The organism is Pseudomonas sp. NFIX10, assembly GCF_900111955.1.
In the GTDB taxonomy this organism is placed as follows: domain Bacteria; phylum Pseudomonadota; class Gammaproteobacteria; order Pseudomonadales; family Pseudomonadaceae; genus Aquipseudomonas; species Aquipseudomonas fluorescens_AA.
Genome location: NZ_FOKH01000001.1, coordinates 112,298 through 128,916 on the forward strand (window position 1 = coordinate 112,298; position 16,619 = coordinate 128,916).

18 protein-coding genes are annotated in these 16,619 nt (G+C 62.2%); 10 read left to right on the plus strand and 8 right to left on the minus strand.

Going from position 1 to position 16,619, the window contains the following annotated elements; genetic code table 11:
* The first annotated feature begins 46 nt into the window (after positions 1-46).
* Positions 47-745: a response regulator gene (locus BM321_RS00490; protein ID WP_060738564.1), complete on the plus strand. Its 699-nt coding sequence runs from the start codon at positions 47-49 to the stop codon at positions 743-745.
* A 117-nt stretch (positions 746-862) separates the two neighbouring features.
* Here the strand turns inward: BM321_RS00490 and BM321_RS00495 are convergent, their stop codons facing one another.
* The gene (locus tag BM321_RS00495; RefSeq protein ID WP_092327122.1) at positions 863-1,900 is read right to left on the minus strand and encodes a patatin-like phospholipase family protein; all 1,038 of its coding nucleotides are present in this window, start codon (positions 1,898-1,900) and stop codon (positions 863-865) included.
* A gap of 207 nt (positions 1,901-2,107) precedes the next feature.
* Between BM321_RS00495 and BM321_RS00500 the strand changes: the two genes are divergently transcribed.
* The 3 genes from BM321_RS00500 to BM321_RS00510 all read left to right on the plus strand — a co-directional run bounded on the left by BM321_RS00500 (position 2,108) and on the right by BM321_RS00510 (position 4,281).
* Complete coding sequence (locus tag BM321_RS00500; RefSeq protein ID WP_092327121.1) at positions 2,108-2,398, plus strand: hypothetical protein; 291 nt, start codon at positions 2,108-2,110, stop codon at positions 2,396-2,398.
* Positions 2,399-2,488: 90 nt separating this feature from the next.
* Positions 2,489-3,250 (plus strand): CHAD domain-containing protein, encoded by a 762-nt coding sequence (locus BM321_RS00505; protein WP_092197651.1) that lies wholly within the window; start codon positions 2,489-2,491, stop codon positions 3,248-3,250.
* A 233-nt stretch (positions 3,251-3,483) separates the two neighbouring features.
* Positions 3,484-4,281 carry an acyl-CoA thioesterase gene (locus BM321_RS00510; protein ID WP_092441198.1) on the plus strand — a complete coding sequence of 266 codons (798 nt, stop codon included), beginning with the start codon at positions 3,484-3,486 and terminating at the stop codon, positions 4,279-4,281.
* 11 nt (positions 4,282-4,292) lie between these two features.
* On the opposite strand, the gene BM321_RS00515 is transcribed toward BM321_RS00510, so the two are convergent.
* The 3 genes from BM321_RS00515 to BM321_RS00525 all read right to left on the minus strand — a co-directional run bounded on the left by BM321_RS00515 (position 4,293) and on the right by BM321_RS00525 (position 7,432).
* Positions 4,293-4,667: a terminase gene (locus BM321_RS00515; protein WP_092441199.1), complete on the minus strand. Its 375-nt coding sequence runs from the start codon at positions 4,665-4,667 to the stop codon at positions 4,293-4,295.
* Positions 4,668-4,898: 231 nt separating this feature from the next.
* Positions 4,899-6,380 carry a methyl-accepting chemotaxis protein gene (locus tag BM321_RS00520; RefSeq protein WP_092441200.1) on the minus strand — a complete coding sequence of 494 codons (1,482 nt, stop codon included), beginning with the start codon at positions 6,378-6,380 and terminating at the stop codon, positions 4,899-4,901.
* Positions 6,381-6,625: 245 nt separating this feature from the next.
* Positions 6,626-7,432: a TatD family hydrolase gene (locus BM321_RS00525; RefSeq protein ID WP_092441201.1), complete on the minus strand. Its 807-nt coding sequence runs from the start codon at positions 7,430-7,432 to the stop codon at positions 6,626-6,628.
* Between the two features lie 235 nt (positions 7,433-7,667).
* On the opposite strand from BM321_RS00525, the gene BM321_RS00530 reads away from it, so the two are divergent.
* From BM321_RS00530 to BM321_RS00540, 3 genes are all read left to right on the plus strand, one after another.
* The gene (locus BM321_RS00530) at positions 7,668-9,089 is read left to right on the plus strand and encodes an MltF family protein (protein ID WP_092441202.1); all 1,422 of its coding nucleotides are present in this window, start codon (positions 7,668-7,670) and stop codon (positions 9,087-9,089) included.
* A gap of 101 nt (positions 9,090-9,190) precedes the next feature.
* Positions 9,191-9,625: a DoxX family protein gene (locus tag BM321_RS00535; protein WP_092327113.1), complete on the plus strand. Its 435-nt coding sequence runs from the start codon at positions 9,191-9,193 to the stop codon at positions 9,623-9,625.
* Between the two features lie 250 nt (positions 9,626-9,875).
* Positions 9,876-10,184, plus strand: a complete 309-nt coding sequence (locus BM321_RS00540; RefSeq protein WP_092197641.1) for a hypothetical protein — start codon at positions 9,876-9,878, stop codon at positions 10,182-10,184.
* An 8-nt stretch (positions 10,185-10,192) separates the two neighbouring features.
* Here BM321_RS00540 and greB read toward each other — a convergent pair whose 3' ends face one another.
* Genes greB through BM321_RS00555 form a run of 3 tightly spaced genes read right to left on the minus strand, consistent with a single transcriptional unit; the run spans position 10,193 to position 13,912 of the window.
* Positions 10,193-10,690 carry a transcription elongation factor GreB gene (gene greB, locus BM321_RS00545; RefSeq protein WP_003199337.1) on the minus strand — a complete coding sequence of 166 codons (498 nt, stop codon included), beginning with the start codon at positions 10,688-10,690 and terminating at the stop codon, positions 10,193-10,195.
* 34 nt (positions 10,691-10,724) lie between these two features.
* On the minus strand, positions 10,725-13,229 hold the full coding sequence (locus BM321_RS00550) for an ABC transporter permease (RefSeq protein WP_092441203.1): 2,505 nt from the start codon (positions 13,227-13,229) through the stop codon (positions 10,725-10,727).
* Positions 13,229-13,912 (minus strand): ABC transporter ATP-binding protein, encoded by a 684-nt coding sequence (locus BM321_RS00555; protein WP_060738553.1) that lies wholly within the window; start codon positions 13,910-13,912, stop codon positions 13,229-13,231. The genes BM321_RS00550 and BM321_RS00555 overlap by 1 nt, the downstream gene beginning before the upstream one ends.
* 10 nt (positions 13,913-13,922) lie before the next feature.
* Here BM321_RS00555 and BM321_RS00560 point away from each other — a divergent pair, with 10 nt between their 5' ends.
* From BM321_RS00560 to BM321_RS00570, 3 genes are all read left to right on the plus strand, one after another.
* Positions 13,923-14,528, plus strand: coding sequence for an arylesterase (locus BM321_RS00560; protein ID WP_092177109.1), 606 nt, complete (start codon positions 13,923-13,925; stop codon positions 14,526-14,528).
* A 56-nt stretch (positions 14,529-14,584) separates the two neighbouring features.
* On the plus strand, positions 14,585-14,878 hold the full coding sequence (locus BM321_RS00565; RefSeq protein WP_003199347.1) for a hypothetical protein: 294 nt from the start codon (positions 14,585-14,587) through the stop codon (positions 14,876-14,878).
* Between the two features lie 233 nt (positions 14,879-15,111).
* Positions 15,112-16,083, plus strand: coding sequence for a L,D-transpeptidase family protein (locus BM321_RS00570; protein ID WP_092197634.1), 972 nt, complete (start codon positions 15,112-15,114; stop codon positions 16,081-16,083).
* Between the two features lie 122 nt (positions 16,084-16,205).
* Here BM321_RS00570 and oprI read toward each other — a convergent pair whose 3' ends face one another.
* On the minus strand, positions 16,206-16,457 hold the full coding sequence (gene oprI, locus BM321_RS00575; protein WP_003183784.1) for an outer membrane lipoprotei OprI: 252 nt from the start codon (positions 16,455-16,457) through the stop codon (positions 16,206-16,208).
* Positions 16,458-16,619 lie beyond the last annotated feature (162 nt).

Consider the following 16,619-nt stretch of genomic DNA (forward strand, 5'->3'; position numbering starts at 1 on the left):
CTTGTCACTTGCGTGCCTTTCCACTGGATTGCAACGAACGAACCCCATGAGCCAGACCGCGACCCTTTTGGTCATCGATGACGAACCGCAGATCCGCAAATTCTTGCGCATCAGCTTGAGCTCCCAGGGCTACAAGGTGCTGGAAGCCGGCACCGGCGCCGAAGGGCTGGCCCAAGCGGCGCTGAACAAGCCCGATCTGCTGGTGCTCGACCTGGGCCTGCCGGACATGGACGGCCAACAGGTGTTGCGCGAGTTTCGCCAATGGTCGACGGTGCCGGTGCTCGTGCTCTCGGTGCGGGCCAGCGAAGCGCAGAAAGTCGAGGCGTTGGACAATGGTGCCAACGACTACGTGACCAAGCCGTTCGGCATCCAGGAATTCCTCGCCCGCATTCGCGCCTTGTTGCGCCAGGCCCCGGCCGGCGAGCCACAGGAAGCCGCGCTGAAGTTCGGCCCGCTGACGGTGGACCTGGCCTATCGACGGGTGCTGCTGGACGGCACCGAAGTGGCCCTGACCCGTAAGGAATACGCCGTCTTGGCGCAACTGGCACGGCACCCGGGGCGGGTCATCACCCAGCAGCAATTGCTCAAGGACATCTGGGGCCCGACCCACACCGAAGACAGCCACTACCTGCGGATCGTGGTCGGTCACCTGCGCCAGAAGCTGGCCGACGACCCGACCCGGCCGCGGTTCATCGTGACCGAGGCGGGGGTGGGGTATCGGTTGTTGGGGGAGGGTGGGCTTTAGTTCTGTGTTGTCCGGGCCACCGCCATCGCGAGCAAGCTCGCTCCCACAGGGTCCACCACAGATTCAGTGTGGGAGCGAGCTTGCTCGCGATGAGGCCCCCACAGCCAGCGCAAATGCCTAGTTCTGTTCACGCTCATAGCGATCCAGGGTATCGCTGGCAATCTCCCGCCCCAGGGCGATCAACTCCGGCGCCTTGTAGAACTCGAAAAAACGGCACACCCGTTTCGGCACGTTGATCAGCACATCCGGCGGGTAACCGGCGATCTTGTACTGGGCCAGCGAGGTCTGCATCACTTCGAAACTCTGGTTGATCAAGTCCAGCAACGAAGCCGGGCCGACGTTATCGATGATGAATGAACCGGTGGCGGATTTCGGTGCGCCTTCGTTCTCTGGCGCGGCAGCCGGTTGTTGGCCCTCGGGCTCGGCCGAGTCGATCCACGGGTTGATCTCGGCGGCCTCGGCCTTCAAGGCTTCCTGTTCCAGCAGCAACAACTGCTCGGCCTGCTTGCGGCGAAACGGCAGGCGCGAGCCCAGGGAACTGACCAGGGTGTCGAAGCGACGCCTGAACGCGGCGGGGCGCGGGATCACCGGTAATCGGTACTGTTTCTGGTTGGTGGCGTTGAGGTTGACCGCGATGATCAAGTCGCAGTGGCTCGACACCACCGGCACGATCGGCAACGGATTGAGCAGGCCGCCATCCACCAGCATGCGATTGCCTTGCATCACGGGTGTGAACAGGCTGGGAATCGCCGCTGAGGCACGCATCGCCTGGTGCAGGCAGCCTTCCTGGAACCAGATTTCCTGCTGGTTGGTCAGGTCGGTCGCGACGGCGGTGTAGGGGATGCGCAGCTCTTCGATGTTGAGCTCGCCGACGATCTTGCGGATCTGCCCAAAGACCTTCTCGCCGCGGATCGCCCCCAGGCGAAAACTGACGTCCACCAGGCGCAGGACATCCAGGTAATCCAGGCTTTCGATCCAATTGCGGTACTCATCGAGCTTGCCCGCCGCATAGATCCCACCCACGACAGCACCCATGGAGCAGCCGGCGACGCAGGCAATGTCGTAGCCACGTCGTTCGATTTCTTCGATCACCCCGATATGGGCATAGCCCCGGGCGCCACCCGAGCCCAATACCAATGCGACACGTTTTGTCATGACCCGGCCTCTTGTCGAACAGACTTCAACAATGCACTCATCGACGGCTCGGCTCAATCGTTGTGGTGCAGACGTCGTTTTTTGACACGCTGCGACGGCATTTGCGTATGCTCGGCCACACTTGAATTTACGCGGTCAAGCAAGGCACTTTTCGCCGTTGCCACCGTCTTACCAGCACGACTGTTGACCTGACCTGAGGTGTTATTGATGAAAGCTCGGATCCGCCTGCCTTTGGTGGCATCTTTGATGATTTTGGCCCTGGCCGGTTGCGCAGGTAAAACCGCTTACCGCGACAGTTGCGGCAGCCAGCTCGACAGCGCCTGGCATGAACTGGACCTGGCCAAGGCCGAAGGTTTTGCCGGCACCGTCAGCTACTCCAAGGCCTTGTCCCTGCTGACGGGCGCCAAGACCCAGCAGCAATTCGAAGCGTTCGAAGGCTGCACCAAGAAAGCCGAGAAGGCGCGTTTCTACATCCGCGAATCCCGCGCGGGACGATAAAGGCAGCCGCAAGCTACAAGCTGCAAGAGGGCGATACCCGCTGCTCCCACTTGCAGCTTGCAGCTCAAAGATGCGTACGGAGTACGTTCCATGATCGATCGGCTGGTGGCCCGCATATTGGGCCTGGAAGTCCGCCTGTTGGCCTGTCAGGCCCGCTTGAATGCCCACACCGACAGCGAAGCGCTGCATGACCTGCGGACCACGGTACGCCGTTTGCGCAGCCTGCTTCGTCCGCTGCGTGGGTTGCCCGGTGTCGAACAACTGGAAACGGCGGCTTCGGCGGTGGGCACCCTGACCACGCCCCTGCGCGACCGGGAAGTGTTGGCGGCTTACCTTGAACAACATGGCCTGGCCGAGGCGGCGCGGCGACGCCAGATACAAATGGCCGATGCCTATCCCGCCGTGGCCGCGAGTGTTGAACTGGCCCAGTTGCTGATGATGCTCGATGCCTTCCCGCGCTTCGTTCGCGCCGCCCAGCGTGAGGGGCTGCTGAAGGGCTTGCGCAAACGCATCGAAAAGCGCCTGGACAAACAGTGGAAGAAACTCGGCGAAGCCCTGCGTGATCCCGCCCATGACCGCCACCGGTTGCGCCTGCTGATCAAGCGCGTGCGCTACGCCATCGAAGCTTACCCTGAGCTCGACCGCCTGCCCGAAGCCGCCATGCCACGGCTCAAGTCCGCCCAGGGCGCGCTGGGCGACTGGCACGATTGCTGGCAATGGCTGGCTAGGGCCAAGGAAGAAACCGATCTGCAAGCTTGCGTGCCCACCTGGCACGCCACGATGGAAAAGGCCGAGGCCAAGTCCGACAAGGTGCTCGACAAGCTGATTGCCAGTTGCTTCGAAAAATCCTGAATCCACCCCATTTCCTCTTGTGGGAGCGAGCTTGCTCGCGATGGCGGTGGGTCAGTTTGCATACCGGTTGACTGATACACCGCCATCGCGAGCAAGCTCGCTCCCACAGTGGGTTGGGGGGATTCAAGATCCTCGGCTTTTCTGCCAGCCTCTTTGGCCGGAATGAGCCCTGTGCCGCCCTGCCTGGGCTGGTTAAGATGCCGTCATCCTTTTCCCCCGTTTTCGAGGTCGTCATGCGCTTTTCCGAGTTGATCGATGCCGTGCGCCGGCAGCCAGGTGCGGTGACCATCGCGCCGGAGTGGGGCCAGGGCCGGGCCACTTTTGGCGGGTTGGTGGCGGCGCTGCAATATGAGGCGATGCGTGCCCAAGTGCCGGCGGATCGCCCGGTGCGTTCCCTGGCGATTACCTTCGTCGGCCCGGTGGAGCCCGACGTGCCGGTCAGTTTCGAAGTCGACGTGTTGCGAGAAGGCAAGGCGGTAAGCCAAGTGTCGGGGCGCGCGGTGCAGAACGGTCAGGTGGTGACCGTGGTACAAGGCAGCTTTGGTGCCTCGCGCTCGTCCGTGGTGGCGGTGCAGGCCGATCCCGCGCCGGAATTCAAGAGCGTGGAGCAATCCCAGGAGCTGCCTTACGTCAAGGGCATGACCCCGGAGTTCATGCGGCACCTGGCGATGCGCTGGAGCGTCGGCGGCGTGCCATTCAGCGGCAATAAATCCCGGAGCATGGGCGGTTGGGTGCGCTTGCGCGGCGATGTGCAGGAGGAGCCGCTGAACGAAAGCCATATCCTGGCCTTGGTGGACGCCTGGCCCCCGGCGTTGTTGTCTCACCTCTCGCAAATGGCCCCGGGCAGCACGCTCACGTGGACCATCGAGTTCGTCCAGCCGCTGCTGGACCTCACGACACTGGACTGGTGCAAGTACCTGGCCGAGATCGAACATGCCCAGAACGGCTACGGCCATGTTGCCGCGAAGTTCTGGAGCGCCGATGGCCGCTTGATCGCCCTGAGCCGGCAGACGGTAACGATCTTTGGGTAAGGCCGCTGCGGCTAAGGTTTACGGTTGTGACGGTGGCGATCACGCCAGGCGCGCCACCAACCACCGCTGAGAAAGAACCGCGGAAAAGTCAGGAACTGCTCCACCAACAGGCGTGATACGGCATCCTGGCGATCGCTGAACGGCTCGGAGGCCTGGGCCTCCAGGCTGTGTCCGTGACGCTGCAGGCCGAGTGCCGCGAGCAGGCCGATGACGCCGATGGCGATGTCCCCCAGGCTCAAGCTGAACACGCCCGTCACAATCAGCAGAAACGCGATGATGAACAGCGGCACGGCAATCAGGTGCAGCACCAGGTTGGTGGGGTGGCGATGATTGTCGGGGTAGGCGCGCCATTGCCAGGCTGGAAGATTGGGGTGACGTTTGCCCATGATGTTATTCCCTCGATTCGTGTGCACTTATGCTTGAAGAATAGGTGCCTGTCAGGGCGACTGCGAATCGAGGTTGGTTATCGAGGCGATAGCGTTTCAAAGGTTACATTTGAGTTGACTGTACTGGCCTCTTCGCGAGCGAGCTCGCTCCCACATGGGGTCTGTCGGGCTCACAAACTTTTGTGTCCGACTCGATCTCATGTGGGAGCGAGCTTGCTCGCGAAGGCGTCCTCAAAGTTTGAGCTGCCCGATCGCCTTGCTCAACTCGCCCGCCAACGTTGCCAATTCATCGCTGGTGGTGGCTGAATCGATGGTCTGGCGCACGGTGTTTTCGGTCACGTCGCGAATGCTCACCACTGCCCGGTTCATTTCCTCGGCGACGTGGCTTTGTTGCTCGGCCGCGACCGCGATCTGGGTGTTGCTCTCGCGCATCTGGGCCACCGCTGCGGTGATCTGTGCCAGCGCGTCGCCGGCCTCGCGGGCCTGTTGCACGCAATCGTCGGCCTTGAGCGAACTCTCCTGCATGAAATCCACCGCATCCCGGGTGCCGGCTTGCAGGGCCGCGACCATGAGGGTGATTTCATCTGTGGAGGCCTGTACCCGCTTGGCCAGGTTGCGCACCTCGTCGGCCACCACGGCAAAACCTCGGCCCATTTCCCCGGCCCGCGCCGCTTCGATGGCCGCGTTCAGGGCCAGCAGATTGGTTTGCTCGGCGATGCTATGGATCACATTGACCACGCCGTTGATCTTCTGACTGTCTTCGGCCAAGCGCTGGATCATTTCGGCAGTCTGCTGCACCCCCGACGACAATCCGGTGATCGACAGTTGCACCCGACCAACCACTTCGTGACCGTTGCCGGCCAGGGTGTCGGCGGTTTTCGACAGGTCGCGGGTGGCGCCGGCGTGCTGGGCGATGTGATAAACCGTGGCGGACATTTCGTTGATCGCCGTGGCTGCCTGATCGGTTTCGCTTTGCTGGCCGAGCATGCCGTGGCGAACATCGTTCATGCTCGACGCCAGGCGTGCCGCACCACTGTCCAACTGCCGGGCAGTGCTGGCGACGGTGTCGACCACCCGTTGATAGCCGGCCTGCATGGCGTTGAATGCCGCCGCCATCTGGCCCACTTCGTCCTCGCAGGCCAGCGGCACGCGGGCGGACAGGTCGCCGGTTTTTTCCACATGCAGCATCACGTCTTTGAGCGTGTTGAGCTGGCTGAGCAAAAAGCGGATCAACAGCTGCGACGCGCCCAACATTGCCAGCATCAGCACGAACACGGCCATGGCGTATTGGCTGAAGCGTTCACCGAACACTTGGCTCAGGCTTACACCTCGGGCCAACACCGCGAGTGACTGTCCGTCATCTCGACGGATCACTTGGGCACCCAGCAACGGATCGTCGCCAAGCAGCGGCCCGGCATCGAGTTCGACCCAGCCATCGGCCTGAGCCAGCGAAGGCAACGGTCGTTCGTTGAACACCGGAACCTGGTCGCGCCGGAAGGCCAAGAGACCGTCAGCCCTGGGCAAGGGTTGCCCGGCAGGCCAGGCATTGAGCACCTGTGCCTGGGACTGGGCGTTCGCCTGGGCTGCGTGGTTGCGCGCTTGCTGTTCGAGGTGCACCGCGTAGAGCACCAGCAGCAAGGTGGTGATAAAGGCGACCGCATTGACCGCCCAGAATTTGTATTTCAACGAGATATTGCTAAGCCAGGCACCCATGGAAGGTTTTCTCTGATAGCGGAAACAGCATTGGCAAGGTGCCATTATTCTGCCGCTATTCAGATGCCGGGGTTTTGATGTGGGTCAACAGACAACAGAGTCCCAGGGTTTGATGTGGGCCAACAGACAATGAAGTCCTCTTGTGGGAGCGAGCTTGCTCGCGATAGCGGTGTGTCAGTCAGCCAATGAGCAAGCTGGTGCGCCACTATCGCGAGCAAGCTCGCTCCCACGGGGATTTGCAGGGTTCAGGAGATCGTGGGCAACCCAAAGAACGCCTGGGCGCAGGCGCTGCTATGGGCTGCCAGGTCTTCCAGGGTTTCACCCCGGTGCAAGGCCACTTCACGCAGGACTTCCGTCAGGTAGGCCGGCTCGTTGCGCCCGTTCTTGGGTTTGGGCCGCAGCGTGCGGGGTAGCAGGTAGGGCGCGTCGCTTTCGAGCATCAGTCGGCCACGGGGTATTTCGCGCACCAATGGGTGCAGGTGCGTGCCCCGGCGTTCGTCGCAGATCCAGCCAGTGATACCAATATGCAGGTCGAGATCGAGGTAGTTGAACAACGCCTTTTTTTCCCCGGTGAAACAGTGCACCACAGCCGCCGGCAATTGATCGCGAAACTCCCGGAGGATGTCCAGCAAGCGCTGGTCGGCGTCGCGCTCATGCAGGAAGACCGGTAATTGCAGCTGGACCGCCAGGGCGAGGTGTTCCTCCAGAACCTTTTCCTGCTGGGGGCGGGGCGAGAAATCTCGGTTGAAATCCAGCCCGCATTCACCCACCGCGCGCACGCGGCTGTGCATCAGCAGGTCCTTGAGGTGCCGGGCGCTGTCGGCGGTCCACTCGCTTGCGCTGTGGGGGTGAATGCCAGCGGTGGAAAACAGTCGTTCCCCGGTCTCGTCGAGGTGTTGGCACAACTCCAGGGCCTGTTCGCTGCCCTCGATGCTGGTGCCCGTCAAGACCAATTGGCAGACCCCGGATGCATAGGCACGCTCGAGCACCGCCTGGTGTTTTTCGGTGAAACTGGGGTTGGTCAGGTTGACGCCGATATCGATGAGTTGCATGGTGCTACCTCGGCCCAAAGGCCGGAAAGCATATCAGAGCTGTAGATTTATAAGAAAAGCCAAGAACTACAATGAGTTGAGGCTGTCTGTTAAGGCCGCGAGACACATAGGGTTGGTATAGAAGCCATCACTGTGCCAGTCTTCCGCACTTTTTCAGCGTCCCAGGCGCTCTGTTTCTGTCGACTCAGCCTCGTTTTTCACGGAGGCGGTCCGCAGTGTTCCTTCCGGAGAGTGGATGACACGTCCCCAGGTATGGTTACTGTTGTGTTATTCGCTGCTGTTGCCGATACCGGCCGAAGCACGGCTGCCCGGGCCGGTGCAGGCGGCGGCGCCGGGCACGGTGCGCGACCTGGCGCAGATCCGCAGCAGCCGTGTGTTGAAGGTTTTGGTCAACCAGAGCCGCAACAGCTCCGGTGAAGTCCAGGGACAACCCATTGGCGTCGAATACCATCGGCTGCGCGCCTTCGAGCAATACCTCAACGGCCACGCCCGGGACGGCCAGGAAATTACCCTCAAGATCATTCCCAAGGCCAAGGACCAACTGCTCGGTGCCTTGCAGCGCGGGGAGGGCGACCTCGTCGCGCCGGGTGAGCTGCTTGAGCCTCAGGCCGGCCATGCCGTCAGCGCCAGCAATCCGATCCGTACCGACGTGCCTTTGCTGTTGGTGGGCATCAAGGGAGAGAAGCGTTACACGCGCGTGGAGCAACTTTCCGGCAAGACCCTGGCCCTGCCCAACGGCAGTGCGGCGGGGGATGCCGTGAGCCAGATCAATCAGAAACTGGCGCTGCTCAAGCTGCCGCCAGTGAAGATCGAATGGGTCGATCCTACCCTGGCTGTGGAAGATGTCCTGGAGATGGTCCAGGGCGGGATTTTCCATCTGACCATCGTCGAGCAACCCATTGCCGAGCGCTGGAGCAAGATCCTGCCCAAACTGCGCTTCGACCGCCAGGTGTTGATCGGCGAGCCGGGTGACGAGTATTGGTTCGTTCGCCGTGACGCCGACATGCTGCGGGCGAGCATCGACCGATTCCTGATGACCTACAAGGTGCCCTCCAACCAGGACGCGGCGTTCCTGCGCATCTACCGACGTTTGTACCAGGTCCACTATCCGCTGGCCCGGGCCAACCGCCAACGCTTGGAAAACCTGCGTCCGGTGTTGCAAAAACATGCCGATGCCCAGGGCATGGACTGGCTCAACCTGGCGGCCCTGGCTTTCAAGGAATCCGCCCTGCAACCCAATGCCCGCAGCGGTGCAGGCCCCACCGGCCTGATGCAGATCACCCCGGCGGCAGCCCAGCGGGTAGGGGTCGATAACATCCAGAACCTGGATGCCAACGTGCAGGCCGGCGCCAAGTACCTGGCCCTCATCCGCCGCAAGTTCTTTGCCAGCCCCAAGCTCAACGAGCGCGAACGCATGGCCTTCGTCCTGGCGGCCTACAACATGGGGCCCGAGCGCGTCCAAGGCATGCGAGCCGAGGCCCGGCGGCGGGGTCTGAACCCCAACCAATGGTTTTTCCAGGTCGAACGCATTGCCATGGAGCAGGTAGGAATGGGCGCCGTCAGCTATGTTAATAGTGTGAATAAGTACTACCTGGCGTTTGATCGTGAACGGGAGTCCTTGGAACCGAAGGAGCAAAAGGTTGCATTGCGTAAGTGATCGAATAAACTGATTGGTATTACGGATTTTTTCCGCTTTTAGCATGAATTTTATTGATTAATATAGCGGCCACTTTCTACTTACTCCCAAGGAATGACCTCATGAGCACTCTCATCAACAAAGTTCTGTTCACTCGCGCCGGCTATGGCTTGACTGTCCTGCGCATCGCCGTCGGTGTCATATTTGCCGCCCACGGCTCGCAGAAACTCTTTGGCCTGTTCGGTGGCTACGGCCTGGCAGGCACGGCGCAGTGGATGGAAAGCATCGGTCTGACCCCGGGCTATATGATGGCGACACTGGCGGGCGGTACGGAGTTTTTCGCCGGGCTGGCGCTGATCGTCGGTCTGCTGGTGCGTCCTGCGGCACTGGGCCTGGCCTTCCTGTCGCTGGTGGCGATTTTCGCCGTGCACATCGGTAACGGCTTGTTCATGGCCAACAACGGTTATGAGTTCGCCCTGGCATTGCTGGCGGGCAGTATGGCCGTGCTGATCGAAGGAGCGGGCAAGCTGTCGGTCGATCGCGCCATCGCGGGTTGAGTGCACGGTTGGAACCCAAGGCCCGTCTTGTACGGGCCTTTTTTATGGGGAGTGATTCTTGACACTGGCCGGTCAGCTTCTCTAGGATGCCGCTCATGCGCCGATTTAAACAGCTACTTGCGGGGCGCCAGGTGACTCATCCCGTTGCCGATAGAAGCCGGAAAGACACGGCTTCGAAATACCGCTAAAGCGCTGGTTCGGTGTTGCCTCTCACCTGCCATGCAGACTTTCGAGGCAGAGACACGACACGATGAACGCACCCAGTCCCCTTGTACGTCTTGCGCCGATCACGGCGAACCTTGTGCAACGCAACCCGAAAATTCTCCTGGGCGGCACTCACCAGCCAACACTCTTGCGTTACCTCGACGGCTGGCCGCGTCGCAACCATGGGCCTGCCGCTTTCCTGATCCAGTTTGTCGAAGACGGTGAGTCACTGGCGCGTTTTGCCAATGACAGCTTTGACCTGGCTGTCATCCAGTCCCCTAGCGCAGCGCACGCTCCTGAAATGATCCGGCAACTGACCCGTGTCGCACGGCAGGGTTTGATCACGCGCCGTTGAGGTGAGGGTCACGGATACGCGATATCCACGATGTAGACCCGTTTCTCGCCTGTGGGCGTCTGGACGCTGACCTCGGCGTCCAGGGCCTTGCCGATCAGCGCCCGTGCCAACGGCGAGTCGATGCTGATCAGGTTCTGTTTCAGGTCCAACTCGTCCGGGCCGACGATGCGGTAGCGCGATTCCTTGCCGTCCTCATCTTCAACCGTGACCCAGGCGCCAAAATATACCTTGTTCGGATCGCTGGGTTTTTCACTGACCACTTTGAGCGCTTCGAGGCGCTTGGTGAGAAAGCGCACGCGACTGTCGATTTCCCGCAGCATTTTCTTGCCGTAGGTGTATTCGGCATTTTCCGAACGATCACCCTGGGCCGCTGCCTCGCTGACCGCCTGGGTCACCTGGGGACGGCGCACATGCCATAGCTCATGGAATTCAGCGCGCATCCGCGCTTCACCCTCGGGGGTGATCAGCGCGGTGCCGGCGGTGCGGGGTGGGCGATAACGGCTCATGGCAACTTCTTGTGATAGCGAAGCCGGGAGTCTATCAACCCTCGCGCAATACTGTCAGCGGGCTGGCGTTGAGTGCCCGACGGGTGCCGAACACCCCGGCCGCGCCGATCAACAAAGCCCCCAGCAGCGGCAATATCAACAGCCAGGGATGCGGATGCCAGGGCAGGTCGAAGGCGTAGCGGTAAAGCACCAGGCTTACCAGTTCCGAACCCAGGGCCGCCAGCAGGCCACTGACGGCGCCCAGCAGGCCGAACTCGATGCGCCGGGCTTTTACCAGCAGCGGCCGTTCGGCGCCCAGTGCGCGCAACAGCGCACCCTGGCGGATCCGTTCGTCGAGGGTCGCCTGCAGGCCGGAGAACAACACCGCCATTCCCGCCGCCAGCACGAACAGCAACACGTACTCCACGGCCAGGGTCACTTGGGCCAGGATGCTGCGCAGTTGTTCGAGCAGGGCCTCGACTTGCAGGATCGTCACCGCCGGAAAGGCCCGGGACAGGTCGACGATCTGTTGGTCGTGGCCCGGCGCCAGGTAGAAACTGGTGAGGTAGGTCGCCGGCAGGTCTTTCAATGTCCCGGGCTGGAAGATCATGAAGAAGTTGGGTTGGAAATTGTCCCAGTTGATTTCCCGCAGGCTGGTGACCTTGGCTTCCCGGTTGACGCCGCCCACGCTGAAGACCAGGCGGTCGCCCAACTTGATCTTGAGGTTCTCGGCCACTTTGCCTTCCACCGAAACCCCCGGAACGTCGTCCGCAGGTTGCTGGGACCACCAGGTCCCTGCCGTGACGACGTTGCCCGCCGGCAGGTCCGCGGCCCAGGTCAGGCTCAGGTCGCGCTGCAGCGCCCGGTCACCCGCCGAGTCCTTGGTGACGAACTCCGTGGCCGGTTCGCCATTGATGCTGATGAGGCGCCCGGGGACCACGGGGTAGAGCGGGGCCGATTGTGCGGACAATTCCAGCAGTTTGTCGGTGAAGGTCTGTTTGTCGTTGGGCAGGATGTTCAGGGCGAAGTAATTCGGCGCGTTTTTGGGCAACTGGTTTTGCCAGGTGTCCAGCAGTTCACCTCGCAGCAGCGCGATCAACGCCATGGACAACAGGATCAGGCCGAACGCCAAGGCCTGACCGGCGGCGGCCAAGGGATGGCGCAGCAATTGGCCGAGGCCCAGCCGCCAGGGCAGGGCGGCGCGGGCCAGCAGGCGACGCAGGCTCTGGAGCAGCAGCAACAACAAGCCGCCCAGCACCAGCGCGGCAACGACGCCACCGCCCAGCAGGGCGAAGGTCAGGACCAGGTCCAGGCTCAGGCGCCACATGATCAGGCCCAGGGCACCCAGTGCGGCACCGTAGATCACCCAGGAGCTGGAGGGGATCGGCAGCATGTCCCGGCGCAGCACGCGCAACGGTGGCACTCGCCCCAGCGCAGCCAGTGGCGGCAGGGCGAACCCCGCCAGTGCCACCAGCCCGGTGCCGATCCCGGCGATCGCCGGCAGCAGGCCGCCCGGTGGAACGGTGGTGGGCAGCAGGTCATGCAGCAGGGCGAACAGGCCCAGTTGGGCGAGCCAGCCGAGCAGGGCTCCGCTGATACTGGCGAGCAGGCCCAGCACCGTCAATTGCAGGCTGAACAGTGCCATGGTTTCCCGGCGTGAAAGGCCCAGGCAGCGCAGCAGCGCGCTGGCATCGAAGCGTCGGGTGGCAAAGCGGTTGGCCGAAAGCGCGACGGCGACTCCAGACAGCAACACCGCCACCAGGCTGGCCATGTTCAGGTAGCGCTCGGCCTTGCCCAGGGCGCCGCCGATCTGACGGTTGCCGTCGCGGGCATCCTGCAGGCGCTGGTTGGCTTCAAGGCCAGGCTTGACCAGGTCGCGGTAGGTTTGCAAGGCCGGTGCCGGACCGCGCCACAGGTCGCGATAGCTGACACGGCTGCCCGGTTGCACCACGCCGGTGGCCTCCAGGTCCTTGAGGTTGATCAGCACGCGCGGGGTGAGGCTGTAGAAATTGCCGGCGCGATCCGGTTCATAGGTCAGCACTCGGGCCAACCGCAGGGTTTGGTTGCCAACGTCGATGCTGTCGCCGATCTTCAGGTCCAGTGCCGTTAGCAGCCGTGCCTCGACCCACGCCTCGCCAGGGTTCGGACGTCCGCCGGTTTCTTCCGGCGCGAACGGGGCGGGGCTGCTTTTCAGCTCGCCGCGCAATGGGTAGCGGTCATCGGCCGCCTTGACGCTGGACAGCTGGATGCCATTGTCGGTGGCCACGACACTGGAGAACTCCACCACCCTGGCGTGTTCCAGGCCCAGTTCAGTGCCGCTGCGGATCTGCTCCGGGCGTGCCGGCGAGCTGCCTTCGAGCAGCAGGTCGGCGCCGAGGAATTCGGTGGCGCGCATCATCATCGCGCCGTTGAGGCGGGCACCGAAGTAGCCGATGGCGGTACTCGCCGCCACCGCCACCAGCAGGGCGAAGAACAACACCCGCAACTCACCGGCGCGGGCATCGCGAAGCAATTGACGGACAGCGAGACTGAACAGGCGCAACAGCGGCAAGCGTGCCATCAAGGCTCCAGAGGGGCGACCATCTCGCCGGCTTCAAGTCGGATCAGGCGCCGGCAGCGATGGGCCAGGCGTTCATCATGGGTGACCAGCACCAGGGTCGTGCCGCGTTCCTTGTTCAGTTCGAACAGCAGGTCGCTGATGCGCTCGCCGGTGTGGCTGTCGAGGTTGCCGGTGGGTTCGTCGGCAAACAACACGTCGGGCTCGGCGGCAAAGGCGCGGGCAATCGCCACCCGCTGCTGTTCGCCGCCGGAGAGCTGGCGCGGTGAATGGGTCAGGCGCTGGCCCAGGCCGACGCGCTGCAACAGTTGCGTGGCGCGTTCACGGGCATCCTTGCGGCCGTCCAGTTCCAGCGGCAACATGACGTTTTCCAATGCATTGAGGCTGTCGAGCAACTGGAACGACTGGAAAACGAAACCGACATGCTCGGCGCGGATCCGCGCGCGCTGGTCTTCATCCAGTGCGCTGAGGGCCTGGCCGGCGAGTGTGACCTCGCCGCTGCTGGGCAGGTCGAGGCCGGCCAGCAGGCCCAGGAGGGTGGATTTGCCGGAACCGGACGCGCCGACGATGGCCAGGCTGTCGCCTTTGTTCAGTTCCAGGCTGAGTTCGTGCAGGATGGTCAGTTCACCTTCCGCGCTGGCGACCACTTTGCTAAGGTCCGTCGCGGTGAGAATGCTTGAGCCCATGGAGAATCCGATGCGTGTGTGGTTTTTGAGTGCCGGCCTGGCCTTGATGTGCATGGCCCAGAACGCAGCGGCGGGTACAGTCCTGATCGTTGGCGATAGTATCAGCGCGGCTTTCGGCCTGGATACCCGGCAAGGGTGGGTGTCGTTGCTCGAACAGCGGCTCAAGGCCGAGGGTTTTGACGATAAAGTGGTCAATGCTTCCATCAGCGGCGACACCAGCGCCGGAGGCCAGGCGCGGCTGCCAGCGCTGCTTGCAGCCCATAAACCGGACCTGGTGATCCTGGAACTGGGTGGCAACGATGGCTTGCGCGGGCAGCCGCCAACGCAATTGCAACAAAACCTTGCAGCGATGATCGACAGTTCCCGCGCAAGCGGTGCCAAGGTGTTGTTGCTGGGCATGCAACTGCCGCCCAATTACGGGCGCCGATACACCGATGCCTTCGCCCGGGTCTACAGCACCCTGGCCGAGGAGAAAAAAGTGCCACTGGTGCCGTTTTTCCTCAAGGACATCGGAGGTGTTCCCGGAATGATGCAAGGCGACGGATTGCACCCGTCCGTCGCGGCCCAGGGCAAGTTGCTGGAAAATGTCTGGCCTACGCTAAAACCGCTGCTCTGACGCTTTTCTACAGGCGGGCTTTCGGCTAATGTGGCGCCCCCGATTTGGAGCCCCCGATGCCGCGTCCCGCCTGGTCCCTGTTTGCCTACCAACTGATCGAGCCCGACGAGCAGCTGGATCTGTTCGCCTGCCAGGAAGTACGGGTGCATCTGGTGACCCGGCAGTTGGAACTCGGTGGCTCGGCCGACCGAACCCTCTGCGGTAGCCTGCTGCCGGCCCAGCCACGCTGGTCGAGCGTCGATCGCAAGATCTTCCAGGATCATCGCCTGTGCTCGCTGTGCCGGGCGATCCTGGAATCCCAGAAGCGCGGCACCTCGCCGATCTGGCCGGAGCTGCGGTTCGAGTTGTAATCGCGCTGTTCCAGTGTGGGAGCGAGCTTGCTCGCGATGACGGCGGCACATTCAACATCGGTGCCGGCCGACCCACCGCTATCGCGAGCAAGCTCGCTCCCACAGGGGGGCTTGCAAAGTCCTCTAACCTGTTGCACATCGGACGCTTGATTGCCGCTCTCCCCGAAATAACGGGTGGCAGTGTACAATCGCCGCTTTCATACCCCTTGTTCGATCTGCGAAGGATTTCCCGGATGTTGCCGCGCTTGCCTGCCGTCGCCCGCTGCCTGTCTCTTGCCGCCCTGTGTATGGCGGGCCCCGTTGCCGCACTCGAGCTGCCTCTGCCGCCACCGGGTGAAGACATCGTTGGCCAGGTGCAAGTCATCAAGGCCAAATACGAAGACACCTTCGCCGACCTGGGCACCACCTATGACCTGGGCTACAGCGAGATGGTCGCCGCCAACCCAGGAGTCGACCCCTGGTTGCCGGGCGCTGGCACCGAGATCGTGCTGCCCACTCGCTTCATCCTGCCGCCGGGCCCGCGCGAGGGCATCGTGATCAACCTGGCCGAGTACCGTCTCTACTATTTCCCCAAGGGGCGGAACGTGGTGTACACCTTCCCGCTGGGGATTGGCCGTGAGGGCTGGGGCTCGCCGATCGCCCACACCAGCATCATCGCCAAGACACCGAACCCGACCTGGACTCCGCCCGCGTCGATCAAGGCCGAACACGCTGCCGACGGCGACCCGTTGCCGAATGTCGTGCCCGCCGGCCCGGATAACCCGCTGGGCCCTTTCAAGTTCACCCTGGGCACCCCGGGCTACCTGATCCATGGTTCGAACAAGAAGTTCGGTATCGGCATGCGGACCAGCCACGGTTGCTTCCGGATGTTCAACAATAACGTACTGGAAATGGCCAGCATGGTGCCGGTGGGCACGTCGGTGCGGATCATCAACGACCCCTACAAGCTGGGCTTGAGCGGTGGCAAGGTGTACCTGGAGGCGCATACGCCACTGGACGACAAGGGCAACCCCTCGGTGGTGGACAAGCACACCGCGGTGATCAATGCGATGCTCAAGCGCGAAGACATCACCAGTAACCTGCGCATGAACTGGGACGTGGTGCGGGACGTGGTAGCGGCCGAAGATGGCCTGCCGGTGGAAATTGCCGTTCCCAATACCTCGGCACCGATGGTCTCGAGCGCGCCGATCGACTTGCAGCAGTAAAACTCGACAGCAACCCGCCGACGCTTTGCGATGTCGGCGGGTTTTTTATCGCCTGCTAAAACACCAGACAATAAAAAGCCGACCCAAAAATGGGTCGGCTCGATAACAATCCCGAAGGACTATTACTTGCGGCTAGCTTTTTCCAGCATGCGCAGAGCACGCTCGTTAGCTTCGTCAGCAGTCTGTTGTGCTTTTTGAGCAGCAGCCAGAGCTTCATCAGCTTTACGGTAAGCTTCGTCTGCACGAGCCTGGGAGCGAGCTGCTGCGTCTTCGGTAGCAGTCAGACGTGCTTCGGTTTCTTTCGATGCGCTGCTGCAACCGGTAGCCAGAACTGCGGCCAGGGCCAGAGCAGAGAATTTCAGAACGTTGTTCATCGTGTTCCCCTTCAAGGACTTTCTATTAGTGACTGTCTCCTCAGACTGAGGAGTTAGCCGGCGTATATACTACCCATTACTTGTAGTAAGTAAACTGACGTAGCGCAAGAAGCAAAAAAATTGTAGGCGGTGATTCTTTTTCGAGCAACTTTTCCAGGAGCT